The sequence below is a fragment of the Geodermatophilus telluris genome (assembly GCF_900102745.1).
In the GTDB taxonomy this organism is placed as follows: domain Bacteria; phylum Actinomycetota; class Actinomycetes; order Mycobacteriales; family Geodermatophilaceae; genus Geodermatophilus; species Geodermatophilus telluris.
Genome location: NZ_FMZF01000009.1, coordinates 1 through 24,771, shown reverse-complemented (window position 1 = coordinate 24,771; position 24,771 = coordinate 1). Strand labels below are relative to the sequence as shown.

General features: G+C 76.9%; 25 protein-coding genes. 11 read left to right on the top strand and 14 right to left on the bottom strand.

All coding sequences use genetic code 11. The features are described 5' to 3' along the window. Position 1: 1 nt before the first annotated feature. Positions 2–1,987 (top strand): CheR family methyltransferase, encoded by a 1,986-nt coding sequence (locus BLQ97_RS22220; RefSeq protein WP_217637327.1) that lies wholly within the window; start codon positions 2–4, stop codon positions 1,985–1,987. Positions 1,988–1,999: 12 nt separating this feature from the next. Here BLQ97_RS22220 and BLQ97_RS22215 read toward each other — a convergent pair whose 3' ends face one another. The 6 genes from BLQ97_RS22215 to BLQ97_RS22190 all read right to left on the bottom strand — a co-directional run bounded on the left by BLQ97_RS22215 (position 2,000) and on the right by BLQ97_RS22190 (position 8,232). Beyond that, entirely contained in the window at positions 2,000–3,304 is a 1,305-nt protein-coding gene (locus tag BLQ97_RS22215) for an ANTAR domain-containing protein (RefSeq protein ID WP_175471883.1), read from the bottom strand. Continuing rightward, entirely contained in the window at positions 3,291–3,473 is a 183-nt protein-coding gene (locus tag BLQ97_RS23545; protein WP_091369224.1) for a hypothetical protein, read from the bottom strand. Before BLQ97_RS23545 ends, BLQ97_RS22215 begins: the two co-directional genes overlap by 14 nt. Positions 3,474–3,805: 332 nt before the next feature. Then, the gene (locus tag BLQ97_RS22205) at positions 3,806–5,266 is read right to left on the bottom strand and encodes an amino acid permease (protein ID WP_091369222.1); all 1,461 of its coding nucleotides are present in this window, start codon (positions 5,264–5,266) and stop codon (positions 3,806–3,808) included. Positions 5,267–5,316: 50 nt separating this feature from the next. Continuing rightward, positions 5,317–6,168, bottom strand: coding sequence for a pyridoxal kinase PdxY (pdxY, locus tag BLQ97_RS22200; RefSeq protein WP_217637326.1), 852 nt, complete (start codon positions 6,166–6,168; stop codon positions 5,317–5,319). Between the two features lie 4 nt (positions 6,169–6,172). Then, on the bottom strand, positions 6,173–7,177 hold the full coding sequence (locus tag BLQ97_RS22195) for a Brp/Blh family beta-carotene 15,15'-dioxygenase (RefSeq protein ID WP_175471882.1): 1,005 nt from the start codon (positions 7,175–7,177) through the stop codon (positions 6,173–6,175). A 2-nt stretch (positions 7,178–7,179) separates the two neighbouring features. Beyond that, the gene (locus tag BLQ97_RS22190; protein WP_245692644.1) at positions 7,180–8,232 is read right to left on the bottom strand and encodes a bacteriorhodopsin; all 1,053 of its coding nucleotides are present in this window, start codon (positions 8,230–8,232) and stop codon (positions 7,180–7,182) included. Between the two features lie 280 nt (positions 8,233–8,512). On the opposite strand from BLQ97_RS22190, the gene BLQ97_RS22185 reads away from it, so the two are divergent. Together BLQ97_RS22185 and BLQ97_RS22180 are read left to right on the top strand one after the other, a co-directional pair. Continuing rightward, positions 8,513–10,957, top strand: a complete 2,445-nt coding sequence (locus tag BLQ97_RS22185) for a molybdopterin oxidoreductase family protein (protein ID WP_091369211.1) — start codon at positions 8,513–8,515, stop codon at positions 10,955–10,957. Next, positions 10,954–11,436, top strand: a complete 483-nt coding sequence (locus tag BLQ97_RS22180; RefSeq protein WP_091369210.1) for a hypothetical protein — start codon at positions 10,954–10,956, stop codon at positions 11,434–11,436. The genes BLQ97_RS22185 and BLQ97_RS22180 overlap by 4 nt, the downstream gene beginning before the upstream one ends. 3 nt (positions 11,437–11,439) lie before the next feature. On the opposite strand, the gene BLQ97_RS22175 is transcribed toward BLQ97_RS22180, so the two are convergent. Next, positions 11,440–12,309 (bottom strand): potassium channel family protein, encoded by an 870-nt coding sequence (locus BLQ97_RS22175; protein WP_217637325.1) that lies wholly within the window; start codon positions 12,307–12,309, stop codon positions 11,440–11,442. Between the two features lie 81 nt (positions 12,310–12,390). Between BLQ97_RS22175 and BLQ97_RS22170 the strand changes: the two genes are divergently transcribed. Then, the gene (locus tag BLQ97_RS22170; protein WP_091369207.1) at positions 12,391–13,503 is read left to right on the top strand and encodes a zinc-dependent alcohol dehydrogenase; all 1,113 of its coding nucleotides are present in this window, start codon (positions 12,391–12,393) and stop codon (positions 13,501–13,503) included. Positions 13,504–13,642: 139 nt separating this feature from the next. Beyond that, positions 13,643–14,113 carry a hypothetical protein gene (locus tag BLQ97_RS22165; protein ID WP_091369205.1) on the top strand — a complete coding sequence of 157 codons (471 nt, stop codon included), beginning with the start codon at positions 13,643–13,645 and terminating at the stop codon, positions 14,111–14,113. A 21-nt stretch (positions 14,114–14,134) separates the two neighbouring features. Here BLQ97_RS22165 and BLQ97_RS22160 read toward each other — a convergent pair whose 3' ends face one another. From BLQ97_RS22160 to BLQ97_RS22150, 3 genes are read right to left on the bottom strand one after another with little or no spacing between them, the layout of a single operon-like run. Then, positions 14,135–14,920, bottom strand: coding sequence for a hypothetical protein (locus BLQ97_RS22160; RefSeq protein ID WP_091369202.1), 786 nt, complete (start codon positions 14,918–14,920; stop codon positions 14,135–14,137). A gap of 59 nt (positions 14,921–14,979) precedes the next feature. Further along, the gene (locus BLQ97_RS22155) at positions 14,980–16,767 is read right to left on the bottom strand and encodes a glycosyltransferase (protein ID WP_091369199.1); all 1,788 of its coding nucleotides are present in this window, start codon (positions 16,765–16,767) and stop codon (positions 14,980–14,982) included. Next, positions 16,764–18,017, bottom strand: a complete 1,254-nt coding sequence (locus tag BLQ97_RS22150) for a glycosyltransferase (protein WP_091369196.1) — start codon at positions 18,015–18,017, stop codon at positions 16,764–16,766. The genes BLQ97_RS22155 and BLQ97_RS22150 overlap by 4 nt, the downstream gene beginning before the upstream one ends. An 82-nt stretch (positions 18,018–18,099) precedes the next feature. Here BLQ97_RS22150 and BLQ97_RS22145 point away from each other — a divergent pair, with 82 nt between their 5' ends. From BLQ97_RS22145 to BLQ97_RS23540, 3 genes are read left to right on the top strand one after another with little or no spacing between them, the layout of a single operon-like run. After that, positions 18,100–19,158, top strand: a complete 1,059-nt coding sequence (locus BLQ97_RS22145) for a glycosyltransferase family 9 protein (protein WP_091369192.1) — start codon at positions 18,100–18,102, stop codon at positions 19,156–19,158. Further along, complete coding sequence (locus BLQ97_RS22140; RefSeq protein ID WP_091369190.1) at positions 19,155–20,195, top strand: glycosyltransferase; 1,041 nt, start codon at positions 19,155–19,157, stop codon at positions 20,193–20,195. Before BLQ97_RS22145 ends, BLQ97_RS22140 begins: the two co-directional genes overlap by 4 nt. A 9-nt stretch (positions 20,196–20,204) precedes the next feature. Then, on the top strand, positions 20,205–20,381 hold the full coding sequence (locus BLQ97_RS23540; protein ID WP_175471881.1) for a hypothetical protein: 177 nt from the start codon (positions 20,205–20,207) through the stop codon (positions 20,379–20,381). Between the two features lie 51 nt (positions 20,382–20,432). Here BLQ97_RS23540 and BLQ97_RS22135 read toward each other — a convergent pair whose 3' ends face one another. From BLQ97_RS22135 to BLQ97_RS22125, 4 genes are all read right to left on the bottom strand, one after another. Next, complete coding sequence (locus BLQ97_RS22135; RefSeq protein WP_217637324.1) at positions 20,433–20,852, bottom strand: rhodanese-like domain-containing protein; 420 nt, start codon at positions 20,850–20,852, stop codon at positions 20,433–20,435. After that, complete coding sequence (locus BLQ97_RS22130) at positions 20,849–21,406, bottom strand: cysteine dioxygenase (protein ID WP_217637323.1); 558 nt, start codon at positions 21,404–21,406, stop codon at positions 20,849–20,851. Before BLQ97_RS22130 ends, BLQ97_RS22135 begins: the two co-directional genes overlap by 4 nt. Before the next feature lie 58 nt (positions 21,407–21,464). Further along, complete coding sequence (locus tag BLQ97_RS24475) at positions 21,465–21,545, bottom strand: putative leader peptide (protein WP_425402624.1); 81 nt, start codon at positions 21,543–21,545, stop codon at positions 21,465–21,467. Between the two features lie 96 nt (positions 21,546–21,641). Continuing rightward, positions 21,642–22,553: a glycoside hydrolase family protein gene (locus BLQ97_RS22125; protein ID WP_091369188.1), complete on the bottom strand. Its 912-nt coding sequence runs from the start codon at positions 22,551–22,553 to the stop codon at positions 21,642–21,644. A gap of 77 nt (positions 22,554–22,630) precedes the next feature. On the opposite strand from BLQ97_RS22125, the gene BLQ97_RS24100 reads away from it, so the two are divergent. From BLQ97_RS24100 to BLQ97_RS22115, 3 genes are all read left to right on the top strand, one after another. Further along, on the top strand, positions 22,631–22,858 hold the full coding sequence (locus BLQ97_RS24100) for a sulfotransferase (protein ID WP_245692640.1): 228 nt from the start codon (positions 22,631–22,633) through the stop codon (positions 22,856–22,858). 33 nt (positions 22,859–22,891) lie between these two features. Further along, positions 22,892–23,608: a sulfotransferase gene (locus BLQ97_RS22120; RefSeq protein WP_245692638.1), complete on the top strand. Its 717-nt coding sequence runs from the start codon at positions 22,892–22,894 to the stop codon at positions 23,606–23,608. A 101-nt stretch (positions 23,609–23,709) separates the two neighbouring features. After that, on the top strand, positions 23,710–24,771 hold a 1,062-nt coding region (locus BLQ97_RS22115; protein ID WP_091369467.1), incomplete at its 3' end, for an HNH endonuclease signature motif containing protein.

Here is a 24,771-nt window from a genome sequence, read left to right as displayed (position 1 = left end):
CGTGACCGAGCACCCGCGGCCGCGCGCCGACGACGACCTGACCGACGACCCGGCCGACGACCTGACCGACGACCCGGCCGACGACCTGACCGACGACGACCTCGTCGAGGAGCCGGGAGGTCGGGACGGGGCCCCCGACACCGACGCCTTGGCCGGCCTGGACCCGGACTTCGAGGCGCTGCTGGTCTACCTGCGCGAGCGGCGCGGCTTCGACTTCACCGGCTACAAGCGGCCGAGCCTGGTCCGGCGCGTGCGGCGGCGGATGACCGAGGTGGGCATCGCGTCGGTCGCCGACTACCAGGACTTCCTCGAGGTCCACCCCGACGAGTTCGCCCCGCTGTTCAACACCGTCCTCATTAACGTCACCGGCTTCTTCCGGGACCGCCCGTCGTGGGAGCACCTGCGCGAGCGCGTGCTGCCCGACCTGCTCGCCGCCGCCGGCCCGCAGATCCGGCTGTGGAGCGCCGGGTGCGCCAGCGGGCAGGAGGCCTACAGCCTGGCCATGCTGCTGGCCGAGGCGCTCGGCGTGGACGAGGTCCGCGAGCGGGTGAAGATCTACGCCACCGACGTCGACCAGGAGGCGCTGGCCCAGGCGCGGCAGGCCCTGTTCACCGAGCGAGAGATGGCCGGCCTCACGCCCACGGAGACCGAGCGGTACTTCACCCAGGAGGGCAGCCGGTTCGCCTTCCGCAAGGACCTGCGCCGCTCGGTGATCTTCGGCCGCAACGACCTGGTGCAGGACGCCCCGATCTCGCACGTCGACCTGCTGCTGTGCCGCAACACCCTCATGTACTTCAACGCCGAGACGCAGAACCGGATCCTCAGCCGGCTGCACTTCGCGCTCAACCGCCACGGCGTGCTGTTCCTCGGCAAGGCCGAGATGCTGTTGTCCCACGCGCAGCTGTTCGCCCCGGTGGACCTCACCCGCCGGTTCTTCCGCAAGCGGGACGGCGGCCCCGCCGCCGAGCGGAGGGCGGTGCCGGCGCCGGTCCAGGCCGACGGCGACCCCGGGCACGGCGACCTGGCCCGGCTGCGCCGGGAGGCGGTGCTCTCGGCGCCGGTCGCCCAGCTGGTCCTCGACGCCGGCGGCCGGCTGGCGGTGGTCAACCACCAGGCGCAGCGGCTGTTCCGGGTCGACGAGCGCGACGTGGGCCGCCCCTTCCAGGACCTCGAGGTCTCCTACCGGCCGGCGGAGCTGCGCGGCGCGGTCGCCGAGGCGGTGTCCAGCCGGCGCGGCGTCTGGCTGCGCGGCGTCGAGCGCCACCAGCCCGGCACCGAGACGCTCGTCTACGACGTCCAGGTGGTGCCGCTGACCCGGGAGGACGGCAGCCCGCTGGGCACCACGGTCACCTTCGAGGACGTCACCCTCTACCGGCGGCTGCAGCGCGAGCTGGAGTCGGCCAACCGGCAGCTGGAGACCGCCTACGAGGAGCTGCAGTCGACCAACGAGGAGCTGGAGACCACCAACGAGGAGCTGCAGTCGACGGTCGAGGAGCTGGAGACCACCAACGAGGAGCTCCAGTCGACCAACGAGGAACTGGAGACGATGAACGAGGAGCTCCAGTCGATGAACGACGAGCTCCACTCCACCAACGAGGAGCTGCGCGCCAGCACCGACGAGGTCGCCACCCTCAACCAGTTCATGGCCGGCGTGCTGTCGAGCTTCCGCGCCGGCGTCGTCGTCGTGGACTCGGAGCTCCAGGTGCTCGCCTGGAACGCCGCGGCCGAGGACCTCTGGGGCGTGCGCGAGGACGAGGCCGTCGGGCAGTACCTGCTCAACCTCGACATCGGCCTGCCGGTGTCGCAGCTGCACCCCATGCTGCGCCGGCAGGTGGGCGGTGACGGCCCGGCCCACGAGACGGTGGAGCTGGGGGCCGTCAACCGCCGCGGCCGCCCCGTCCGGGTGCGGGTGACGATCAGCGAGTTCGCGCCCGCTCCCGGCCGGCGCAGCGGTGCCGTCGTCCTGATGGACCCGGCCGACGGCTGACCCCGGCCGGGGTCAGTGCGCCGCGGCGGCGATGACCTCGTCCGCGTGGCCCTCGACGACCAGCCGGGCCAGGTCGCGCACCTTGACGTTGAGCCGGTTGGACAGGGTCACCAGGCGCGCCCACGCGTCGTCGGCGTCGACACCGAGCCGGCTCATGAGCACCCCCTTGGCCTGGTCGATGACCGCGCGCGAGGCGAGCGCCTGCTCGAGGTTGGAGGTCAGCCGGCGCAGCGACTCGCGCTCGGCCACCTCCTGCAGCACCGCGGCCGCGGCCAGGGCGACCAGTTCGGCCACCCGCCGGTCGGCCGGCCCGAACGCGTCGACCCGCGGTGAGTAGACGTTGAGGACGCCGGTGGGCGCCCCGCCCAGCGCCACCGGGACGGCCAGCACGCTGCGGACCGGACCCGCCACGGCCAGCCGGGCCAGGACCGGCCAGCGGGGGTCGGTGCGCAGCTCGCCGCTGACGACCACCTCGCCGCTGGTGTAGGCGTCCAGGCACGGGCCCTCGTCGGCCTGCATCTGGCGGCCGTCGGCCTCCTGGGCCGCGGTGGAGTCGGTGCCGATGTACTTCGGGTCCCTCGGGGAGCCGATGGTGACGCTCACCCAGCAGGACGAGGGGACCACGCGCTGGGCGAGGGTGGCCATGCGGCCCAGCAGCTGGCGGCGGTCCGCGCCGGCGGAGGCGAGCCGGGTGAGCTCGGCGAGCGCCTCGGCGATGCCGATGGGGGCCGCGTCGTCGCCCGGGGACGCCGGCTCGGGCTCCGGCAGCGGCTCGAGGAGGGCGGCGTCCTCCGGGTCGGTGGTGAGCACCCACTGCAGGCGCGCCGGGACCGGGCCGGTGCCGGTCGCCTCGGCGACCCCGGACAGCACCGCCTCTGCGCGGGCGCCGTCGCGGCCGTGCACGGTGACCGCCGTCCGGTGCTCGGCGGTCACGCCGGCGGCGAGCTCGCGCACCGCCGTCCGGAAGCCCGGCACGTCGCGCGGCGCGAGGAACACGGTGAACGGCTTGCCGAGCAGGCGCGGCAGGGCCACGCCCAGCAGTCCGGCGACCGCCGGGTTGGCCTCGACCACCTTGCCCGCGCCGTCGGTGACGAACAGCCCGACCGGCAGGACGGCGGTCAGGTGCGCGCGCCACCGGCGCTCGGCGTCGTAGCGCTCGACCAGCCGGGCGATCTCCTCCTGCTGCGCGAGCAGCTCCTCCTCGGCGACGCGCAGCTCCTCGTGGGCGACCGACAGGTCGGCCAGGGTGTCGACGACCCGGTCGGCGGGGACCTCGGGCCAGGGGCCGGTACCGGGGGCGGGGTCAGTCGAGGACACCGGGTGCCTCCTCGGTGCTCTCGAGGTCGTCGGTCTCGCGGCGGTCGGCCCCGCGGCGGTCCGCCTCGGCATCACGGCGGTCGGCCTCGGCTCCCCGGCGGTGCCCGTCCGCCCGCCGGCGGTGGTCGGCCGGGTCCCCCAGCCCGCGGTCGGCGGCCGCCTCGTGCACCCGTGCCGCCTCCTCGTGGGCACGGGCGGCGTTCTCGTGGCCGGTGGCCGGTGGCCGCGCGCTGCCGGGCCTCCTCGGCCAGCTGCGCCGACTCCTCGGCCGCCTCCCGGGCGCGCTGGGCGTCGCGCTCCGTGGGCAGCGTGCCGGCGCTCAGCCGGGCCAGCCGCTCGGCGAGCTCGCGGCTGCGCCGGCCGGCCGCCTCGGCCCGTTCCGCGGCCCGCTCCCCGCGCTCCCCTGCGGTCATGGTGCCCATCCTCCCCGCAACCAGCCCCTCCTGCGACGGGATCCGGCGCGGCGCTGACCGCCGCACGGCGCGTCGTCCCCCCGCCCGGTCAGGAGCGGACGGTGTCCCGCAGGCGGGAGTGGCGGTAGCCGTACACCCCGTAGACGACGAGCCCGACGGCCAGCCAGGCGAGGAAGCGCAGCCACGTCTCGATGCTCAGGTTGAGCATCAGGTACAGGCAGGCCAGCGCCGACAGCAGCGGCACCGCGGGGGACAGCGGCACCCGGAACGGGCGGGGCATGTCCGGGCGGGTGCGGCGCAGCACGACGACGGCGAGCGACACCAGCAGGAAGGCGAACAGCGTGCCGATGCTCACCAGGTCGGCCAGGGCGTTCAGCGGCACGAACGTCGCCATCGCCAGGACGAGGACGGCGAACAGCAGGGTCACCCGCGCCGGCGTCCCGGTGCGGGGGCTCACCCGCGCGACCGACTGCGGCAGCAGCCCGTCGCGGCCCATCGCGAAGCCGATCCGCCCGACGGTGATCAGGTCGACGAGGATCACCGAGGTGAGCCCGGCGACGGCGGCCAGCGAGATCAGGGCCGACGCCCAGCCGAGGCCCACCTGGTCGAAGGCGTCGGCGATCGGCGCCCCCGGGTCGATCCGGTCGTAGGGCACCATCCCGACCACCACCAGGGAGACGCCGACGTAGAGGACGGTGGCCAGGCCCAGGGTGCCGAACAGGCCCAGCGGCAGGTCGCGGCCGGGGCGGCGGGTCTCCTCCGACAGGTTCGCCACGGCCTCGAAGCCGGTGTAGGAGAAGAAGACGACGGCCGCGGCGGTGAGCACGCCGCCGATGCCGAACGCCACCGGGTCGATGCCGGCGACGGCCTGGACGAGCGGCTGGGCCAGCCCGCCGCTGCCCTCGGCCGGCCGGCCCTCGGGCACGAACGGGGTGAGGTTGGCGCCGCGCACGAACCAGGCGCCGGCCACGATCACGAACACGCAGACGGCGACCTTGACCACGACGAGCAGCGCGGTGACCCGGGCCGACTCGCGGATGCCCAGCACCGCCACCGCGGTCAGCACCACCACGATGAGCGCGGCCCCGACGTTGACCGGCGCCTCCTCGCCGAACAGCGAGGGCGGGAGGTCGAGCAGGTTGCCGACGTAGCCCGACCAGCCGCGCGCGACCACCGCCGCGCCCAGCGCGAACTCCAGGAACAGGTCCCAGCCGATCACCCAGGCGACCACCTCGCCGGCCGTGGCGTAGGCGTAGGAGTAGGCGCTGCCCGCGGTCGGAGCGGAGGAGGCGAGCTCGGCGTAGCAGAGCGCGGCCAGCAGGGCGACGACGCCGGCGATGACGAAGGAGACCACCACCGCCGGCCCCGCGATGTCGCGGGCGGCGACCCCGGTGAGGGTGAAGATCCCGGTGCCGATGACCACGCCGATGCCGAAGCCGACGAGGTGGCGGGCCGACAGCCGCTTGCGCAGGTGGCCCACACCGGCGGCGCTGGGTCCCTCGCCCTCGTCACCGAGGCGTTCGACGGGCTTGGTCCGGAAGACGCTCACCCGACCATGCTGCGGTCCTCCTCCCGGGGCCGCCGGGTGGAGGACGGAGCTCACACCTCCTCGACGGGGAAGCTCCGCGACGGCGACACGAACTCGTCCTGGGCGGCCACGAGCAGGACCTCCCGCGAGCCGGCCTCCTCGGTGCGCCGCAGCAGCCCCCACACGCTGGCCGCGGCCCGGCCCAGGGCCTCGCCGGCCGAGCGGGTGTCGAGCCAGTGCGCCAGGAACAGCGCGGCGATCGCGTCCCCGGCGCCGTTGACCGCCACCGACAGCCGCGGCGTGCGCACCCGGAAGTGCCGGCCGCCCTCGGAGGCGAGCAGGTCCACGGCGTCGTCCGGGGTGTCCTCGGCCACCAGCGACGTGGTCAGCACCACCCGCGGGCCCAGCCCCTGCACCGCCGCGACGGCGCCCTTGACCTCGTCCAGCGTCCGGGTCGTCGTCTGCGCGAGCAGGTCGAGCTCGTAGTGGTTGGGGGTCACCAGGTCGGCGGCCGGGACGGCGACCTCCCGCATGAGCTCCTCGATGCCGGGCCGGACGAACACGCCGCGGCCGACGTCGCCGATGACCGGGTCGCAGCAGTAGACGGCGTCGGGGTTGGCCGCGCGCACCCGGCCGACCGTGCCGACCACGGCGTGCCCGATGTCGGCCGAGCCCAGGTACCCCGACAGGACGGCGTCGGCGGTGCCCAGCACGCCGCGGTCGGCGATGCCGTCGACGACCTCCTCGACGGCCTGCCCGTCGAAGACCCGCCCGGTCCAGGCGCCGTAGCCGGTGTGGTTGGAGAACTGCACGGTGTGCACCGGCCACACCTCGACGCCGAGGCGCTGCAGCGGGAAGACGGCCGAGGAGTTGCCCACGTGCCCGTAGGCGACGTGCGACTGGATCGACAGGACGTTCACCACGCCGTCACCGTGCCACGTGGCCGCCCCGGGCGCGGGGCCGGGCCGGGCCGGGAGCCGCGCGGTCGAGCCAGGCGACGACCAGGGCGTGCGGCACGGTCAGCGCGGCCAGCAGCGGCAGGTCGGTGGCGAGCAGGCCGCGCCAGCCGCCGGCGGCCGACCACAGCAGCCCGAGGACGGCGAGCACCGCGACCGTGGGCAGCGCGGCCGCGACGGCGAACCGGCGCAGGGGGGCACCCAGCCGGCCCGCGACCAGGTCGGGGGCGTTGGCCGGGTCCTCGGCCAGCACGCGGGCGGTGTGGCGCACCGAGTGCCAGCAGCCGAAGTACACCCCGAAGGCCGCCAGCGGCGGGGCGGTGAGCACCAGCACGGCGAGCGCGCCGACCTCGGCCGCCTCCGCCCAGCGGGCCTCCAGCAGCAGGGCGACGGCCAGGGCGGCCGCGGCGGGCAGCACCACGGCGAGCACCACCGCACCCACGCCCGGCGGGAGCCTGCCGTCGCTGCCGGGCACCACCGCGGCGACCACCGGCGCCGCCTGCTCCGCCCCGCGCACGAGGGGCACCAGCAGCACCAGGCCGCCGAGCACCGCGCCGGGCAGCGCGGCCCGCCGCACGGGCCGATCCGCGCGCAGGTCGGCGAAGGCGGTCTCGCCGGTGCCGAAGTGCCACGCCGACAGCAGCACGAACACGGCGAGGGCGGGGCCCGGCGCGGCCCGGAACACCAGCCAGGCGGCCGCGGCGACGACGGCGTAGCCCAGCGCGAACGCGGCCAGCCGGGCCGGCCCCCAGCGCAACCGGTAGGCCGGCACCAGGTGGTCGACGGCGCCGTGCGGAACTCCCAGCAGCAGCCCGGCGACGAGGGGCAGCCAGGCCAGGTCCCCCCAGCCGGCGGTGACCTCGACGAGGACCACCGCACCCGCGGCGGCCAGCGAGACGGCGGTCGCGGCCCGGGCCGGGACGGCGAACGGGGTACCGGCCCGGTCCGCCGTCCGGAGCTCCAGGGGCGACCGCACGCTCAGGCCCGCGCGGACGGCGCCCGGGTGGCCCCGCGGCGGGCGTCGGCGTCCGGCACGCGGCCGTCCTCGGCGCCGAGCCCGCGCACGTGCTCGACCTCGTGGTGCTCGTGCGGGCGCCGCGGGTGGTCGGCGAACTCCGGTGCCGGGTCGACGGCGTTGTCCACGAAGCGCGTGCGCTCGCGCTGCGTCGCGGGCAGCACGGCCTCGCTGTGGTGGACGTGGCTCACCCACACCGACTCCGGGTGGGTGTCGATCCCGGCGGCGACGTCCTCCGCGGTCCGCATCTTGGCCACCTTGTGCACCAGCACGCCGAAGCCCACCTTGGCCAGCACGTCGGCGGCGGAGTAGGCGACCTGCATGCCGGCCAGCCACGCCGGGGTGACGTCGACGAACACCGGGACGGCGTAGACCAGCGGGTACACGCCGAAGGTGCCCAGCAGCACGATCGCGGCGTTGCGCAGGCTGCGGCCGGCCTCGGTGCTCATGGAGGGCAGCGACGCGCGCACCGCACCGATCAGCGCGACGTAGAGGTAGGCGTAGAACGCGGTGCTGATCAGCCCCCAGACGACCAGCGCCGTCCGGTCGCGGCCCTCGGCCAGCACCTGGGAGCCGAGGAACCCGGTCAGGATCATGAGGAACGCCGCCGCCATCGTCGAGAAGCGCAGGTTGCGGGCGCGGGCGCCGGCCAGCGAGCAGACCGCGAGCAGCTCGGCGGTCAGCAGCGGGACGGTGACGGTCCAGTCGACGTAGCGGGGGTAGATCGTCGCGCGCGCCGACTCCGCCTCCGGCACGAACACCCCGCCGGAGAGGGTGAAGCCGCTGTCCCACCGGATGAAGAGCACCAGGTAGGACAGCGTGGCCACCGCGGCGATGCACAGCCCGGCCAGGACCGCGGGCCGGTACCGGACGCCCACCTCCTCCCGGCTGGTCCACGAGTACAGGAAGTAGGCGAGCAGGGCGAAGCCCGCGGCCACGATCGAGTACGTGACCAGGTCGTAGAGCCCGAGCGGCATGGTCTGCAGCTCGGGGGTGGGGGTGTCGACGACGTCCACGGGACCTCCGGGGGAGACGGATCGGGGAGGCCCGCTGCTGGGGCCGGGGCACCGGTACCCAGGCCGTTGCCGGATGCAACACTTGACGGAGAGCAAGTGTCCGGTGTCTCGTGGGCGGCCGGAGGACCTCGGGCCCCGGCGCGCTACCCGGTACCGGGGCCGGGCAGTCCTGGTACCGGTGGCGGTTGCGCACGTCAGCGGCCGGGTACGGGCCCCGGTCCCCGGGACCGTTGACATCCGGCAACTGTCGTACCGGCCGGGGCCGAGCGAGGAGGCGGACGTGGTGCGGAGGGACCGGATCGCCGAGCCGTGGGGGACGCGGACGCCGTACGGGCCGGGGGAGACCTGGCCGGTGCGCGTCGACTCCTACCTGGCCGACGGGCTGAGCGCCGAGGACGTCGACCGCTGGGTGCCGTCGGCGACGATCCTGCACAGCAACGGCGACGGCCTGGACATCGCGGTCAAGGACGGCCGCATCGTCGGCGTCCGCGGCCGCGCCGAGGACCGGGTCAACCACGGCCGGCTGGGCCCGAAGGACCTCTACGGCTGGCAGGCCAACAACTCGCCGGACCGGCTCACGCGGCCGCTGATCCGCCGCGGCGGCGAGCTGGTGGAGACCGACTGGGACACCGCGATGGGCGCCGTCGCCGGCCGGTGCCGGGAGCTGCTCGACGAGCAGGGGCCCAGCGCGGTCGGCTTCTACACCTCCGGGCAGCTGTTCCTGGAGGAGTACTACACGCTCGGCCTGATCGCCCACGGCGGCATCGGCACCAACCACGTCGACGGCAACACCCGGCTGTGCACCGCAACGGCGGCCGCGGCGCTCAAGGAGAGCTTCGGCTCCGACGGCCAGCCCGGCTCCTACACCGACGTCGACCACTGCGACGTGATCGCGCTGTTCGGGCACAACATGGCCGAGACGCAGTCGGTGCTGTGGACCCGCGTGCTGGACCGGCTGGCCGGCCCGAACCCGCCGCAGGTGGTCTGCGTCGACCCGCGGGAGACGCCGGTGGCGCGGGCCGCCACGGTGCACCTGGCGCCGCGGCCGGGCACCAACGTCGTGCTCATGAACGCGCTGCTGCACGAGGTCATCGGCAACGGCTGGGTCGACCGGGAGTACGTCGACGCGCACACCGTGGGCTTCGCGGAGCTGGAGGCCCGGGTGCGTGACTACCCGCCGGAGGTCGCCGAGCAGGTGTGCGACGTCCCGGCTGCGCAGGTGCGGGAGGCCGCCCGGGTGCTCGGCACCGCCGAGCGGCTGCTGTCCACCGTGCTGCAGGGCTTCTACCAGTCCCACCAGGCCACCGCGGCCGCCGTCCAGGTCAACAACCTCAACCTGGTGCGCGGCATGCTCGGCAAGCCCGGGTGCGGGATCCTGCAGATGAACGGCCAGCCCACCGCGGAGAACACCCGCGAGGCCGGTGCCGACGGCGACCTGGCCGGCTTCCGCAACTGGTCCAACGACCAGCAGGTCGCCGACCTCGCGCGGGTGTGGAACCTCGACCCCTTCTCCATCCCGCACTACTCGCCGCCCACGCACGCGATGCAGATGTTCCGGCACGCCGAGGAGGGCTCGCTGCGCTTCCTCTACGTCACCGCCACCAACCCGGCGGTCTCGCTGCCCGAACTCGGCCGGATCCGGGAGATCCTCGCCCAGGAGCGGCTGTTCCTCGTCGTCCAGGACCTCTTCCTCACCGAGACCGCGCAGCTCGCCGACGTCGTCCTGCCCGCCGCCACGTGGGGTGAGAAGACGGGCACCTTCACCAACGTCGACCGCACCGTGCACCTGTCGGAGAAGGCCGTCGACCCGCCCGGCGAGGCCCGCGCCGACCTCGACATCCTGATCGAGTTCGCCCACCGGCTGGGACTGCAGGACCAGGACGGCGCCCCGCTGGTGACGTGGTCGGACGCCGAGGGCGCGTTCGAGGGCTGGAAGGAGTGCAGCCGCGGCCGGCCCTGCGACTACAGCGGGCTGTCCTACGCGAAGCTGCGGGAGCGCAACGGCATCCAGTGGCCGGTCACCGAGGAGGCGCCCGAGGGCACCGAGCGGCTGTACGAGGGCGGCCGGTTCTTCGCCGCCCCCGACCACTGCGAGAGCTACGGCCGCGACCTGGTCACCGGCGCGCCGCTGGAGGAGAGCGAGTACCGGGCCCTCAACCCCGAGGGACGGGCGGTCCTCAAGGCGGCCGAGTACGTGCCCCCGCACGAGCTGCCCGGCCAGGAGTTCCCGTTCCAGCTGGTCACCGGCCGGACCATCTACCAGTTCCACACCCGCACCAAGACCGGCCGCGCGCCCCAGCTGCAGGCCGCCGCCCCGGAGGTGTGGGTGGAGATGTCACCCTCGGACGCCGCCGACCGCGGCTGGGGCGAGGGCGACCTGCTGGAGGTCTGCACGCCGCGCGGGCGGGTCGAGGCGCGGCTGCGGGTCTGCGGCATCCGGCCCGGCGTGCTCTTCCTGCCCTTCCACTACGGCTACTGGGACGATCCCGACGCGCGGGAGCGGGGCCGGGCCGCCAACGAGCTGACCCCGACCGACTGGGACCCGGTGTCCAAGCAGCCGATCTTCAAGACGGCGGCCGCCGCGGTGACCCGGCTGGCGGCCTCCGACGGCACGCCGTCCCCGGCGCCGACGACCACCGCGTCCCGGCCCGTGGCCGCCGACGTGCCGCCCACCCGCGGCGGGGACGCCGCGCTCGCGGAGGAGACCACCGGGGGGACGCGGTGAAGCTGGGACTGGCGATCGAGGAGCTGCACCGCGCGGAGGTCCACCTGACGCGCACGCTGCTCGCCGTCTCCGACCGGCACGCGGGCGACCACGAGGTCTTCCACGTCGCCCGGGACGTCGCCCGCTGGTCGCAGCGGCACGTCACCGAGCTGGCCCGGGTCGGCGCCGACTTCGGCGTCGACCTCGACCCCGAGCCGCCGCACGACCCGGGGGTCCTGGAGACGATCCGGCAGACCACGGCGGACCTGCTGCGGCACCGGTCCGAGCCCGGCCTGCTGCTGCTCGCCGACCTGCGGCACGTGCACCGCGAGGCCGCCGGCGTCTCGCTGGACTGGGAGCTGCTGGCCCAGGCCGCGCAGGGCGCGCGCAAGCGCGCCCTGTTCGAGCTGGCCAGGCGCTGCCACCCCGACACGCTGCGGCAGATGCGCTGGGCGAACGCCAAGCTCAAGGAGTCGGCGACGCAGGCCCTCGTCAGCTGAGGGTCACGCCGAGGTGTGGCCGTGGTCGTCGGCGTAGGCGGCCACCCGGTCGCGCACCGTCCCGCCGCGGTGCAGGAACTGCCGGTCGAGCACGCCGGTGAGGTCCTCGAGCGCGAGGTCGAGCAGCGCGGCCGCGGTCCGGACCTGGACGTCGGGCGAGCACGCGGCCGCCGCGGCCAGCTCCACCGCCACCGGCAGCTGCAGCGGCAGCGTCGTCTCGGGGTCGACGTCGCGGAAGTAGTGCGTCTCGGCGTGCTGGGTGAGGTCGACGCGCACCTGCACGAGGTCGACGGCCAGCTCGCGCAGCAGACCCCCGCCGACGGCCGCCCCCGGCAGGGCGGCGCGCCCCAGCAGGGCCAGCCGCAGCGCCAGCGCCCGCCGCCGGCTCAGCGCCGGGTAGACCTGCAGCACCCAGGTCACCGCCGCCGTCAGCAGCACGAAGCCGACCAGCGCCTGCAGCGGGACGACGAGCCGCAGCCACGGGCTGGCCGGGACGATGTCGCCGAAGCCGAGGGTCGCCAGGGTCACCAGCGAGAGGTAGACGGCGTCGAGCGGCCCGGCGCGGTCGACGTCCAGCCCGCTGCCGTAGACGAAGCCGCCGGGCACGTGCGGCCAGTAGACCAGCGTCCAGCCGAGCACCAGCAGCAGCACCCAGGTGAGGACGACGACCACCATCGCCACCGGCCCGCCCAGGAACCCGCTGCCCGACCGGCGGCGCGCCGCCCGCCCGGCCCGCCACAGCACCTGCATCAGCCGCCGGCTGAGCCCCCGCCGGCCGCTGGGGTGCCACAGCGTGTGGACGACGTCCCGCAGGACCAGTGCCACCAGCAGCGCGCCGGCCGCCGTCGCCGCCCAGCCGCCACCCGGTGCCACCGGGGGAGCCTCCCACCGGCGGGCCCGGATCGACGGTCACCCGTGGGGTTGACCGGCCCGTGCGGGGGGCAGGACGCGCAGGTGGAGGCGACGGACGGCGGGCCGGCGGGCCGCCCGGTGCGCACCCTCGGCGTCCTCGCGCCGGGGGAGCCGGCGCTGCTCGACGACACCGAGCCCGCGCCGGGGCCCGGGCAGGCCTGGGTGGCCACCGAGTACAGCGGCGTGAGCGCCGGCACGGAGGTGGCGATCGTGCGCGGCACCGATCCGCACCACGCGCTGTCCTGGGACCCCGACCGGCGCTCGTTCACCGCCGACGGCCCGACCGCGGGCTACCCGGTGCGGCAGCTGGGCTACATGGAGGTCGGCCTGGTCACCGAGAGCCGCACCCCCGACCTCGCCGAGGGCACCCGGGTCGCGATGGCCTACGGGCACCGCACCGGCCGCTGCGCGGACCCGGCGGCGGTGCCGGTGGTCCCGGTGCCCGGCGACCTCGACCCGCTGCTCGGCGTCTACCTCGCGCAGATGGGCCCGATCTGCGTCAACGGCCTGCTGCACGCCACCGCGCAGCTCGCCGGGCCCCGCGGCGGGGTCGGCGACGGCGTCCGCGACCGGCACGTCCTGGTCACCGGCGCCGGCGTCATCGGGCTGCTCTCGGCGCTGCTCGCCGTCCGGCACGGCGCCGCCGACGTCGTCGTCGCCGAGTCCGCGCCCGGGCGGCGAGCCGCGGCCGCGGCGCTGGGCCTGGACACCGTCGCGGCGGGCGACTGGGCGGAGGTCAAGCGCCGCTGGCGGCACGCCCCCGGCGACGCCGGCGCCGACCTGGTCCTGCAGTGCCGCGGTCACGACACCGACCTGGCCACCGGGCTCAAGGCGCTGCGGCCGCAGGGCGTCGTGGTCGACCTCGGCTTCTACCAGGCCGGCGCCGCGGCGGTCCGGCTCGGCGAGGAGTTCCACCACAACGGCCTGTCGGTGGTGTGCGCGCAGATCAGCCGGGTGCCGCGCGGCATGGCCGCCGACTGGCCGCGCCGTGCACTGGCCGAGGCCACGCTCGACCTGCTCCGCGAGCGCGGCGACGACGTCCGCCGGCACCTGGTCACCGACGTCGTGGCCCTCGAGGACGGCCCGGCGCTGCTCGCCGACCTCGCCGCCCGCCGGCTGCCCGCCCCGCCGCTGCAGGCGGTCCTCCGGTTCTGACGCCGCCCCCGGGCCCCGGGCGCGTCCGCGGCGCGTCGCCGGTGTGGCGCGCTGCTCCGGCTTGTCCGGTTCCGGTCCCGGGTGGACCCTGTGGCCATCCGCCGCGGGTACCGCGGCACGGCGCTCAGGGGAGGGCGTCATGTGGTGGTGGGCGGTCGTCGCCGTCGGCGGGTTCGCCGCCTCGACGGCGCTGGTGATCGTGCTGGCCCGCGCCGACACGGCCCGCTGGGAGCGGGACCACCGGGCGGTGCCGACGACGGTGCGCGAGCGGGAGGAGGCCAACCGCCGCCTCCGCGCCGCCGCGGTGCTGGCCCGCCGGCCGCCGCCGTCGGGCCGGCTGGCCCAGCTGCACCTGCCGAGCCTGCGCCTGCCGCACCCGCACGTGCCGCCGGTGCGGCTGCCGCGCCCGCACGTGCCGCACGTCCACCTGCCGCACCTGCACCTGCCGCACGTCCACCTGCCCGCGGCCGTGGTGGCGCGGCTGCCGCACGGGCAGCGGCGGCCCGTCCCGGCGGAGCCCGAGCCACGACCCGAGCCACGACCCGAGCCCCGGCCCGAGTCGCAGCCGGTGCAGGAGCCCGACGAGCAGTCCACCGGCGCGGCGTCCTGACGCCGGCGTCAGGCGCTGGCGTCAGGCGGTCGACGCCAGCGGCCAGAGCGGCAGCTCCTCCGCCACCACCGGACGCGCCCGCTCGGTGCGGCGGGCCGCGCGCCGCGCCGCCTCCTGCCGCTCGGCGGCGTGCCGGGCGTGCGCAGCACGGGCGTCGGCGAGGCCGGGCGCGGTGACGCCGTCGGCGGTGAGCCGGCAGGCGGACGGGCGCACCCAGCGCACCGCGTCCCCGGCGCCGCGCACACCGAGGAGCAGGCCGCGGTCGTGGCGGCGCAGCGACAGGGCGGCGCCGCGCACGCTGGCCTCGGTGGCGGCGGCGGCGTCGGCGTCGGGGCCGTAGAGCCAGGTGACCGACCGGGCCGACCGCCGGGCCCGGTCGTCCCGCGCGCGCCACGCGGTGTCGTCCAGCGGCGCGAGCTGGACCTCCAGCACCGCGCCCGACGCCTCGACGACGAGCCGCAGGCCGGGGTGTCCACCCACGTCGGGCACCCGCAGCACCCGCGGCCGGTGGCCCTGCCCGGTGAGCCAGGACACGAGCGGGGCCCGGTAGCGCAGGTGGTCGTAGGCGGGACCGGCCGCCGCCGGCCGGCGGCGGAACGCGCACGGGTCGTCGCCGGTGTGCCGGAGCGCGGGTGGCGTCCCGCCGACGACCAGCCGACCGCCGCAGCCCCCGGCCGCCCGAGCGCACCAGAGCCCGCCGCGCGCCTGCTCGGCCAGCCGGCGCGCGGCGGCGGCGTCCGCGGGCAGCTCGACGGCCGACGCGCCGTCCGGCCCGTCGGTCACCGCCCACCGCAGCGCAGCCACCACGCGCCGACGGTAGGACCGGGGTCCGACACTCCCGCCGGCCGCGCGGGGCAGAGGGTCCTTCAGCACCGCGTGATCGAGCGGAAGAGGTCGACGAGGCGGTCGGCGTGGGCGTCGAAGACGTGCCCCTCGCGGGCCGCCACCGCCGCGGCGTGCCCCGCCCGCGTCGCGACCTCCTCCTGCAGCACGGCGGCCACGTCGTCGGCGCAGCGGTAGAACAGCCCCGTCCCGTCCTGCCGCAGCACCCGCTCCACCGAGACCAGCGCCCCCGGGTTGGCCTGCTGCAGCAGCGGCAGCCCGGCGGCGAGCAGCACCGGCAGCCGGGCGGGGGAGTTGAGGTCGTCCCAGCTCGCCCGCCGCAGGTCGCCGCCGTTGGCGGAGTCGAAGCGGTGCAGCCAGCCGGCGTCGTACCGCGACAACTCGCGCACCCAGTCCTCCGGCCCGACCGCCGGGTGCACGTGCACGAACCCGGGCGCGCGGGCCAGCGCCTCGTCGAGCCAGCCGGTCCACGAGCCCGTGGGCCCCGGCGCGCGCACCTGGCCGTGGAGGTGGGTGTGCACCCCGCGCTCGGCCAGCGCCAGCACCCAGTCCAGGTCCAGCCCCGCGGGCCGGCCGACGACGGCGGCGTGCGGCTGCCCGTCGGCGTCCGACAGCCGCGGGGACGGCGGCCCGTCGAGCCACTCGCGCGGGGGCAGGTCGCCGTCGAGGACGCCGAGCCGGGCGGGGTCCACCCGGCCGGAGAGCGCCAGGGCGAACCAGTCGCGCTCCTCCTCGGTGGCCAGCAGCACGGCGTCGGCGCCGCACACCAGGTCCGCCAGCAGCGGCCACTCCCCGCGGACGACGCTGCGCTGCGGCGCCTCCTTGAAGTGCCAGACGAACGGCAGGTCCGGGAACGCCGACCGCAGCCGGTGCGCCAGCGGCACCGCCCGCCAGTTGAGCTGCGCCCAGACGACGTCGGGGTCGAGGTCCCGGACGGCGTCCTGCCAGCGGTCGCGGTCGAGGTCGGCGACGTGCCCGAACGGCAGCGGCCCGACCGTCGAGTCGCCGAGCCCGTCGGTCGTCCAGAGCCCGCTGAGCCGGTGACCGCGCTCGGCCAGCGCGAGCACCCGCTCGGGGTTGAACGCGAGCTCGCCGGCGATCAACACCGACAGGCCGTCGTCGGCGACCTCGTACGTGCGGTCGCGGAACCGCGCGTAGCGGGCGACCTCGTCGACCTCCCCGCCGTCGGTGGAGGCGAAGCGCAGCGGCCCGGCCACCCGGTAGCGGCTGCGGAAGACGTTCAGCCCGCCGTCGGACGACGGCCGGATGGCCCGCGACCGCTGCCCGGGGTGCCGCGTCCACGTGCAGGTGACCCGGCCGGTGTCCGCGGTCGTCCCGCGGGCGGCGACCCGCGCCCACATCAGCCGGTCGAGGTCGTCGGTCTCCAGCTCGGCGCGCTCGGTCCAGCGGTCGGCGGTGCGCCGGTGGGCCACCTGCACCAGCTGCGCGTAGGGCGTGCCGGCGGGCTCGGTGAGCCCCGCGCGGGCCAGCACCGCCCCGCCGTCCAGGGCCGCGAGCAGGGTGGTCAGGTGGGCGGGGGACCAGACGTCGTCGGCCGGCAGGTGGGCCACGACCGGTGCGGTGGTCGCGTCCAGCGCGGTGTTCAGCGCCGCGCCCAGCCCGCGGTTGTCCGCGGTGCGCACCAGCCGCAGCCGCGGGTCGGCAGGGACGGCGACCGGCTCGGGCGAGCCGTCGTCGACGACCACCGCCTCCCAGCCGGTCTCCTCCTGGGCGAGCAGCGACTCCAGCGCGCGCGGCAGGAAGGCCGCCTGGTCGTGCACCGGCACCAGGACGGCGACCCGCGCGGTCACGCAGCCGCGCGCTCGACCGCCGGGGCGCCGAGCACCCGGTCGTAGACGCCGGCCACCCGGCCGGCCAGCACCGGCCAGGAGTAGTCGGCCGCCCGGGCCCGCGCCCCGGCGGCCAGCCGGGCGCGCAGGGCGGGGTCGCCGATGACCCGGTCGAGCGCCTCGGCCAGGGCGCCGACGTCGCCGGGCGGCACGAGCAGGCCGGTCTCGCCGTGCCGCACCACCTCGGGGATGCCGCCGACCCGGCTGGCGACCACCGGGAGGCCCGCGGCCATCGCCTCGGTGAGCACCGAGCCCATCTCCTCGTAGGCCGACGGCAGCACGAGCACGTCGAGGGAGCCCAGCACCGCCGGCACCCGCGCGTGCTCGACGAAACCGGCCAGGGTGATCCGGCCGGCCGCCGGGCCGGTGGCCGCCAGCCGGTGCACCAGCGCCCGGTCAGGACCGTCGCCGACGACGACCAGGGCGGCCTCCTCCTCCATCCGGCCGAACGCCTCGACCAGCGTCCCGGGGCTCTTCTGCGGCGCCAGCCGGCCGACGTAGCCGATCCGCGGCCGCGCCACCGCGGGGAACACGTCGCCGCCGTCCCCGGTGAACAGCGAGGGGTCGTAGCCCGAGGGGATGGTCGAGACGCGCTCGGCCGGCACGCCGTCGGCCTGCACGGCGGCGGCGGTGCGTCCGGTGAGGACGACGACCGCGTCGGCCCGCCGCAGCGCGCCGCGCTCGACCCGGCCGCCGAGCGCCCGCAGCAGCCGCACCCGGGGGCTGCGGCCGGTGAGGGTGTGCCCGACGCTGCAGTGCAGGGTGACCACGAGCGGGCAGCGGTGCACCCGCGCGGCGAGCCGGGCCAGCAGCAGGGTGGCGAGGTCCTCGCCCTGGTGGGCGTGCACGACGTCGACCGGCGCCCGCCGCCCGGCCCGCAGCACCGCCGGGAGCCCGGCCAGCGCCCACAGCTGGCGCAGCCGCGGCACCGGCAGTCCCGTCCGGTGGACGCGGGCGCCGCGGCCGAGCGGCGTGGTCCCGCGGGGGCCGGCCAGCCGCGCGGTGACGACCGTCTGCCGCACGCCGCGGGCGTCGAGACAGCGGGTGAGCGTGGCGGTGTGGTTCTGCATGCCGCCGATGGGGTCGAAGCGCGCCGCCCGGGCGTCGAGCTCCCCGGGCAGGGTCCCCGGTCCCGAGCGTCGCCGGGCGGCCGGCGGTTCGAAGACGCTGCACAGGCGCAGCACGTGCAGGTCGGGAGCGGGGCGGGGCACGCGGGGACCTCCGGTTCCTCGGGGGCGGGACCCGTAGTGCACCACGGGTTAGGGCACGGCACAGCCCGGGAAGGGGGCGCGGGTGACCCCGCCGCTCGCCGACCCCGCCGTCCGCCGTCTCGCGCTGGTCCGGCTGCGGGTCGGCCTCGGCGACCTGCTGTGCACGGTGCCGGCGCTGCGGCGGCTGCAGGCGGCCCGGCCCGACGTCGAGGTGACCCTGGTGACCTTCGGCCGGATGGCGCCGGTGGTGGAGCGGCTCGGCGTCCCCGTCGCGCTGCTGCCGTTCCCCGGCGCGCCGGGCGTCCCCGACGGCCCGGTCGACGCCGCCGGCTGGGCACCGTTCACCGCAGCGGCCCGCGACCGCGGGTTCGACCTCGCGCTGCAGGCCTACGGCGACCGGCCGGCCGCCAACCGGGTCGCCGCCGCGCTCGGCGCCCGGCTCACCGGCGGCTTCGCGCCCACCGGCTGGGACCCGCCGGCCGGCACGGCGGCGCTGCACCTGCGCTACCCGCTGCACCTGCACGAGGCGCAGCGGCACGTCGCGCTGCTCGAGCACCTCGGGCTCGCTCCCGGCGGTGACGCCGGCATGGGCTTCCCCGTGACCGCCGACGACGAGGCCGAGCACGCCGCCGCCCTCGCCGCCCACGGCCTGGAGCCCGGCCGGTACGCGGTGCTGCACCCCGGCGCCTCCGCGCCCACCCGCCGCTGGCCGGTCGGCCGCTACGCCGCGGTGGGCGACGCGCTGGCCGCCGAGGGCCTGGCCGTGGTGATCACCGGCGTGGCCGCGGAGCGGGACATCTCGGCGCGGGTGGTCGCCGCGATGCGCGCCCCGGCCGTCGACCTCACCGGCGCCACAGGCCTCGGCGCGCTGGCCGCGCTGCTGCGCGACAGCGCCGTCCTGGTGGGCAACGACACCGGCTCGGCACACCTGGCCGCCGCGGTCGGCGCCCGCAGCGTCACCGTGTTCCTGCCCGGCGACCCCGTCCGCTGGGCGCACCCCGGCCCGCGGCACCGGGCGCTGACGCCGACCGTGGCCTGCGCGCCCTGCCCGCACCTCGCCTGCCCCATCGAGTTCCGCTGCGCGCTGACCGTCGAGCCGGCCGCGGTGGCCGGCGCCGCGCTCGAGCTGGCCGCCTCGTGAGGGTCTCCTTCGTCGCCGACTCCAGCGCGTGGGGCGGCGCGGAGGTGTGGCTCACCCACCACCTGCGCCGGGCGGGGGAGAACGGCGCGACGCCGTCGCTGGTCTGCGCCGAGCCGGTGGCCGGGGGGTTCGCCGCGTTCCCGGTCGCGCGCGCCGTGGTCCCGCTGACCCGGCACGCCGACGCGGCGCCGGCCACGCGGGCGGCGCTGGCCGCGCAGCGCCCCGACGTCGTCGTGGTCAACCTGGTCGACCCCGCCTCCAACGCCGCCGCCGTCGCGGCCGCGCAGCAGGTGGCGCCCACGGTCGGCGTGCTGCACCTGGTCGGCGACACGCGCTCGGGGGAGGAGCGCGCCCGGCTGGTGTGCCTGTACCGGCGGATGGCGGGCGTGATCAGCCCGTCGACGGAGGGCCGCGACCAGCTGGTGGGCGACCTCGGCGTCGACCCGGCGCGGGCGCACGTGGTGCCCAACGGCGTCGACGTGCCGCCGGACCCGGCCGGCCCGGCGGGCAACGCGGTGCCCCGGGTCGGCGCCTTCGGGCGGCTGACCGCGCAGAAGGGGTTCGACGTGCTCCTGGCCGCGCTGCGCCGGGTCGACGTCCCGTTCGAGGCCGTCGTCGGTGGCGCCGGGCGCGACGGCGAGGCGCTGCGCGCGGCCGCCGCGGGCCTGCCGGTCACGTTCCCGGGCTGGGTCGACGACGTCCGCGGCTTCCTCGCCTCCCTCGACCTGTTCGTGGTGTCCTCGCGGGTGGAGGCCGGGCCGCTGGTCCTCGCCGAGGCGATGGCCGAGAGCCTGCCCTGCGTGAGCACCGACGTCGGGGAGGTCCGCCGCACGGCGGGGGAGGACCTCGTCGTCGTGCCGGTGGACGACGCCGGCGCGCTCGCCGAGGCGATCGGCGGGCTGCTCGCCGACCCCGCCCGGCGCGCCGGCCTCGCCGCCCGGGCCCGGGCCCGCGCGGTGCGCGACCTCGACGCCGCGCTCATGGCCCGCCGCACCTACGCGGTGCTCTCCGGCGTGGCGGCCGCGGCCGCCGGGTAACCGCCCGGCATGAGCAAGAACAACGACGCCGACGCCCAGCGAGCCGCCGCCCGGCAGGCGAAGAAGGAGGGCCTGTCACCCAGTGAGGCGGGCGTGACCACCGGCGCCTCGAAGCAGACCTCGCACGTCCGGAAGGGCGACGACCGGCACGAGCACTCCAGCGCGCAGGGCAAGAGCAAGACCTGAGGTGCGGGGACGACGGCGGCCTCCGTCGCGCGCCGCCGTCCCCGGACCGGTCTACCCGCCGGTGCCGCCCGTGCTGGGCAGCCCGTCGGCCACCCAGGCGCGGTGCCCGCCGATGACGTCGCTGGCCCGCGCCAGGCCCAGCGAGCGCAGCGCGTCGGCGGCCAGGCTGGAGGTGTAGCCCTCCTGGCAGAGCACCACGACGTCGACGTCGTAGCCGGTGGCCTGCGGCAGCCGGGCGTCGCTCTCCGGGTCGAACCGCCACTCGAGGTGGTTGCGCTCGACGACGACCGCGCCGGGCACCTCGCCGTCGGCCGCGCGCTGCCACTGCGGGCGGATGTCGACGAGCACCGCGCCCTCGGCCACCCGGCGGGCCGCCTCCGCCGGGGTGACCCGCGTGATCCGCTCGCGTGCCTCGGCCAGCAGCTGGTCGACGCTCCTCGCGCCGGGCGGGCGCGGTCCCGGTCCGCTCACCAGTCGACGCCGGCCTGCTCGGTGGCGGTGCGCAGCAGGGTGCCGGCCGCGAGGCGGTAGCTGGTCATCCGGGTCAGCCGGGGGCGGTAGACGTGCACGCTCACGGCGGGCAGCGTCCCGCGGTTGGTCACCCGGTGCACGTGGTGCGGGCCGAAGGGGCGCACCCGCCCGGCCCAGAGCTCGGTCGCGGCCTCGCGGACGGCGCCCGGCCGGCCGCCCACGACGTCCTCGGTGAGCACCCCGCCGACGACGGCGAAGGCGCCGGCCGAGCCGCCGTGGTCGTGCAGCGGCGTGCCCTGGCCGGGCAGCCAGGTGAGCAGCCAGACCTGCGCCGCGGCGAGGTCGGCGTGCAGGGACGGGTCGACGAGGTCGGCGGCATCGGCGCTGGGCAGCAGGCCGGTCCAGCGGCCGGCCTCGCGGTACTCGACGCGGGGCAGCCACTCGTCGGAGGCGGCGAGCAGGGCGGCGGCGAGCGCGGTGACCGAGGTGGCGCGGGCGGTGGCGCGGGTGGTCGTCCGGGTGGTGGCACGGGCAGGGGACAGCAGGGAGGTCACGGGGGGTTCTCCTGAGCAGGGCGCGCCCCGGGGGCGCGGAGGTGGGGTGGGTCGGCGCTCAGGCGGCCGGACACAGCGCGCTGGCCACCCGCAGCAGGTCCACGGCGGACCGGCGGGTGAGCGTCAGGGCGGGTGTCACCCGCCCATGTCACCCCGGCGCGACATAGTGTGTCAAGTCGACCGGCTTGGTGTGGTTTGGACGGGGGAGGCCGCCGTGGGTCCGTGCCCGGACGCGTCAGGCGGGCAGGACGACGGTGCGCAGCTCGTGCGCGCCGTCGGCGCGGGTGGCCTCGTAGAACCAGCGGGCTCCACCGCCGGGCAGGGCGACGACGTCGGCGTAGCGCAGCCCGTGCGGCGCGTGCGGGCTCTGCAGGTGGGGGCCGCCGGCCGCGGCGCGGAAGCCGCCCTCGCCGTCGTGCTCGGCCAGGCCGGTGCGCTCCTCCCAGTTCTCCGCCGCGGTGGCCCGGCCGTCGTAGAGCGCCCAGGTGCGCGAGCCGTCGAGGACGACGGTGCTGAGGCGCACACCGCGGGCGTCCCAGCTGCCGGGCGTGCCGGTCAGCGCGGTGCCGCGCCAGGTCCAGTCGACGCCGTCGGGGCTGACGGCGTGCTCGGTGGTCATCCGGTCGGTGGCGTCGGGGTCGTCGAGCGGGTGCACCGACGCCCACAGGTGCCACTGGTCGCCGTCCCAGCGGACCACCGGGTCCTTGGGCGCCGCGGTGGCGCTGCCGGGCAGCACGGTGCGCGCCTCCGCGGTGGCCAGCCCCTCCACGGTGGCGGCCTCCAGCAGGTCGACCCGCCAGTGCTTCGTGCCCGGCGTGGCGCAGCTGACGTAGAGCCGCCAGCGGCCCTCGGGCGTGCGCACCAGCGCGGGGCGCTCGAGCGACTCGGCGCCGAAGCGCTCCTTGCCGACGGCGACGACCGGCTCGAAGTGCACGCCGTCGTCCGAGCGGGCCACCACGTTGCCGAAGCCGCGCCCCTCGCCGACCGGGCGGCGCAGCCGGTAGGCCAGCCACCACGTGCCGTCGACGAGCTGCGCCGACGGCCCGCCGGCCCACGAGCCCGGGCGCGGGTCCTCGGGCTCGACGACGACCTCGGCGTCGGCCCAGAACCGGTCGGGCGACGGCGGGCGCGGCGCTGTCGAGGTCACGCGGGGACTCCGATCTCGTGCTGGGGGAGGGTGCCCCGTGTGTACACCCCGGACCGCCCGCGACGAGGAGGGGACCGTTGACCGACGACACCGACTGGCTGCCGCAGTTCGTCATCGCCGGAGCACCGAAGGCCGGGACGACGGCGCTGCACGCGGCCCTGGCCACCCACCCCGGCCTGTACCTCTCGCCGGTCAAGGAGCCGAAGTACTACCTGACCGACGGGCGCCCGCCGCCGCGCAGCGGCCAGCGCGGGCCGGGTGACGCGCACAGCGCGGGGGAGTGGGTGTGGCGCCGCGAGGACTAGCTGCGGCTGTTCGACGGCGCCCCGCCCGGGACGGTGCGCGGGGAGAGCACGCCCTTCTACCTCTACGACCGGGCGGCGCAGCGGCGGCTGGCGGCCGACGTCCCGGGGGTGCGCGTCGTCGTGGTGGTGCGCGACCCGGTGGACCGGGCGTGGTCGAACTGGGTGCACCTGCGCGCCGACGGGCTGGAGCCCGAGGCCGACTTCGCCCGCGCCGTCGCGCTGGAGGAGTCCCGGGTCGCCGCCGGCTGGGCGCCGTTCTGGCACTACCGGGGCCTGGGCCGCTACGGGGAGCAGCTCCGCGACCTGTACGCCGTCCTGCCGCGGGAGCAGGTGCTCCTGCTCCGGTACCGCCAGCTGGTCGACACCCCGCGCGAGACGCTCGACCGGGTCAGCGACTCCCTGGGCGTCGAGCCGGGGGTCGCGCACACCGTGGCGCCGGAGAACGTGAAGCCCCACGTCGCGGACACGCCGCGCTACCGAGCGCTGGCCCGAGTCGCCCGTGCCGGCGCGGCGCTCGGCGCGTACGCCCCGCCGCAGGTGTGGCGGCAGGTGTCGCGGCCGCTGCTCGCCGCCCTGCACGCCGGGCGCACACCGCGGCCGCCCCTGCCGGTCGAGGTGCGCCGCGCCGTCCTCGGCCCGCTGTTGCCCGACGTCGCGCTGCTCGAGGAGCTCACCGGGGAGTCCTTCGACGACTGGCGCCGCGACACCGGACGTGGCGACTTCCGCTCCCGCCGCCCGACCCAGGCCTGATCTCCGCCGGGTGCCGTCAAGGCGCTCGTGACATCTGTGGACAGGGGTCTGACCTGCGGATACGTGATGCGACAGGTCGCTTGCTCGGCTAGAGTTCGTACATGTGTTCGGGTGACTGGTCGACCGGTGACGTGCTGGAGGACGTCGCCGCGCTGGTCGCCGAGCGCAACCGGATCGACGCCGCCCTGGCCCGCCGGGTGCGGGACGCCGAGCTGTCCCAGGCGGCCGAGCGCGACGGGCTGAAGTCGATGCGGTCCTGGCTGGGCGGGCACTGCCGGCTATCGGCCGCCGCGGCCGCCCGGGTCGTGGGCAACGGGCGGGTGCTGGCGCATCTGCCGGCGCTGGCCGAGGCGCACGACGCCGGGCTCGTGTCGGCCGAGCAGGTCGCGGTCGCCGCCACTGCGCTGACGCCGGAGCGCTTGGCGGCCGCTGTCGAGCAGGGCGTGGAGCTCGGCGAGGTCGACGCGGTGCTCACCGGGCTGGCCGTGGAGCAGCCGCACACCGACTTCGTGCACGCGGTGCGGCACTACCTGAGCCGGCTCGATCCCGACGGCCCGGAGCCCGATCCGACCGAGGGGCGCCGGCTGAGCCTGGCCAAGCACGCCGACGGCACTCTGAGTGGGCGCTTCGAGCTCGACGCGGTGGGCGGGGAGAAGCTGCAGGCCGCGCTGGAGTCCTTCGTGCAGGCCGACCGCCCCGCCGGGCACGAGCGCAGCCGCGCGCAGCGGCTCGGCGATGCGCTGGTGCAGCTGTGCGACACCAGCCTGGCCGCCGGCCGCCTGCCCACGCTGCGCACCGTCAAGGCGCACCTGGCCGTCGTCATCGACCTCGACGACCTCGCCGGCACCGCCACCGGCCCCGAGGCCGCGCGGATGGGGTTCGGCGCGGTGATCTCCGCCGCGAGAGCCCGCTGGCTGGCCTGCGACAGCACCGTCTCCCGCGTCGTGTTCGGCCCCGACGGCGCACCGCTCGACCTCGGCCGCGAACAGCGCCTGGCCGACCGCCACCTCCGCCGCGCCGTCGAACTCCGTGACGGCGGCTGCGTCTTCGCCGGCTGCCACGCGCCGACCTGGTGGGCGGAGGTGCACCACCTCGTGCACTGGCTCGACGGCGGCGAGACCAACCTGCAGAACTCCGCGCTGCTGTGCGAGCGGCACCACACC

Excerpts from the sequence above, each read along its gene's own strand:
- BLQ97_RS22165 (WP_091369205.1), top strand. The coding sequence starts at position 13,643 with ATGTGGTGGTGGGCGGTCGTCGCCGTCGGCGGGTTCGCCGCCTCGACG.
- BLQ97_RS23540 (WP_175471881.1), top strand. The coding sequence starts at position 20,205 with ATGAGCAAGAACAACGACGCCGACGCCCAGCGAGCCGCCGCCCGGCAG.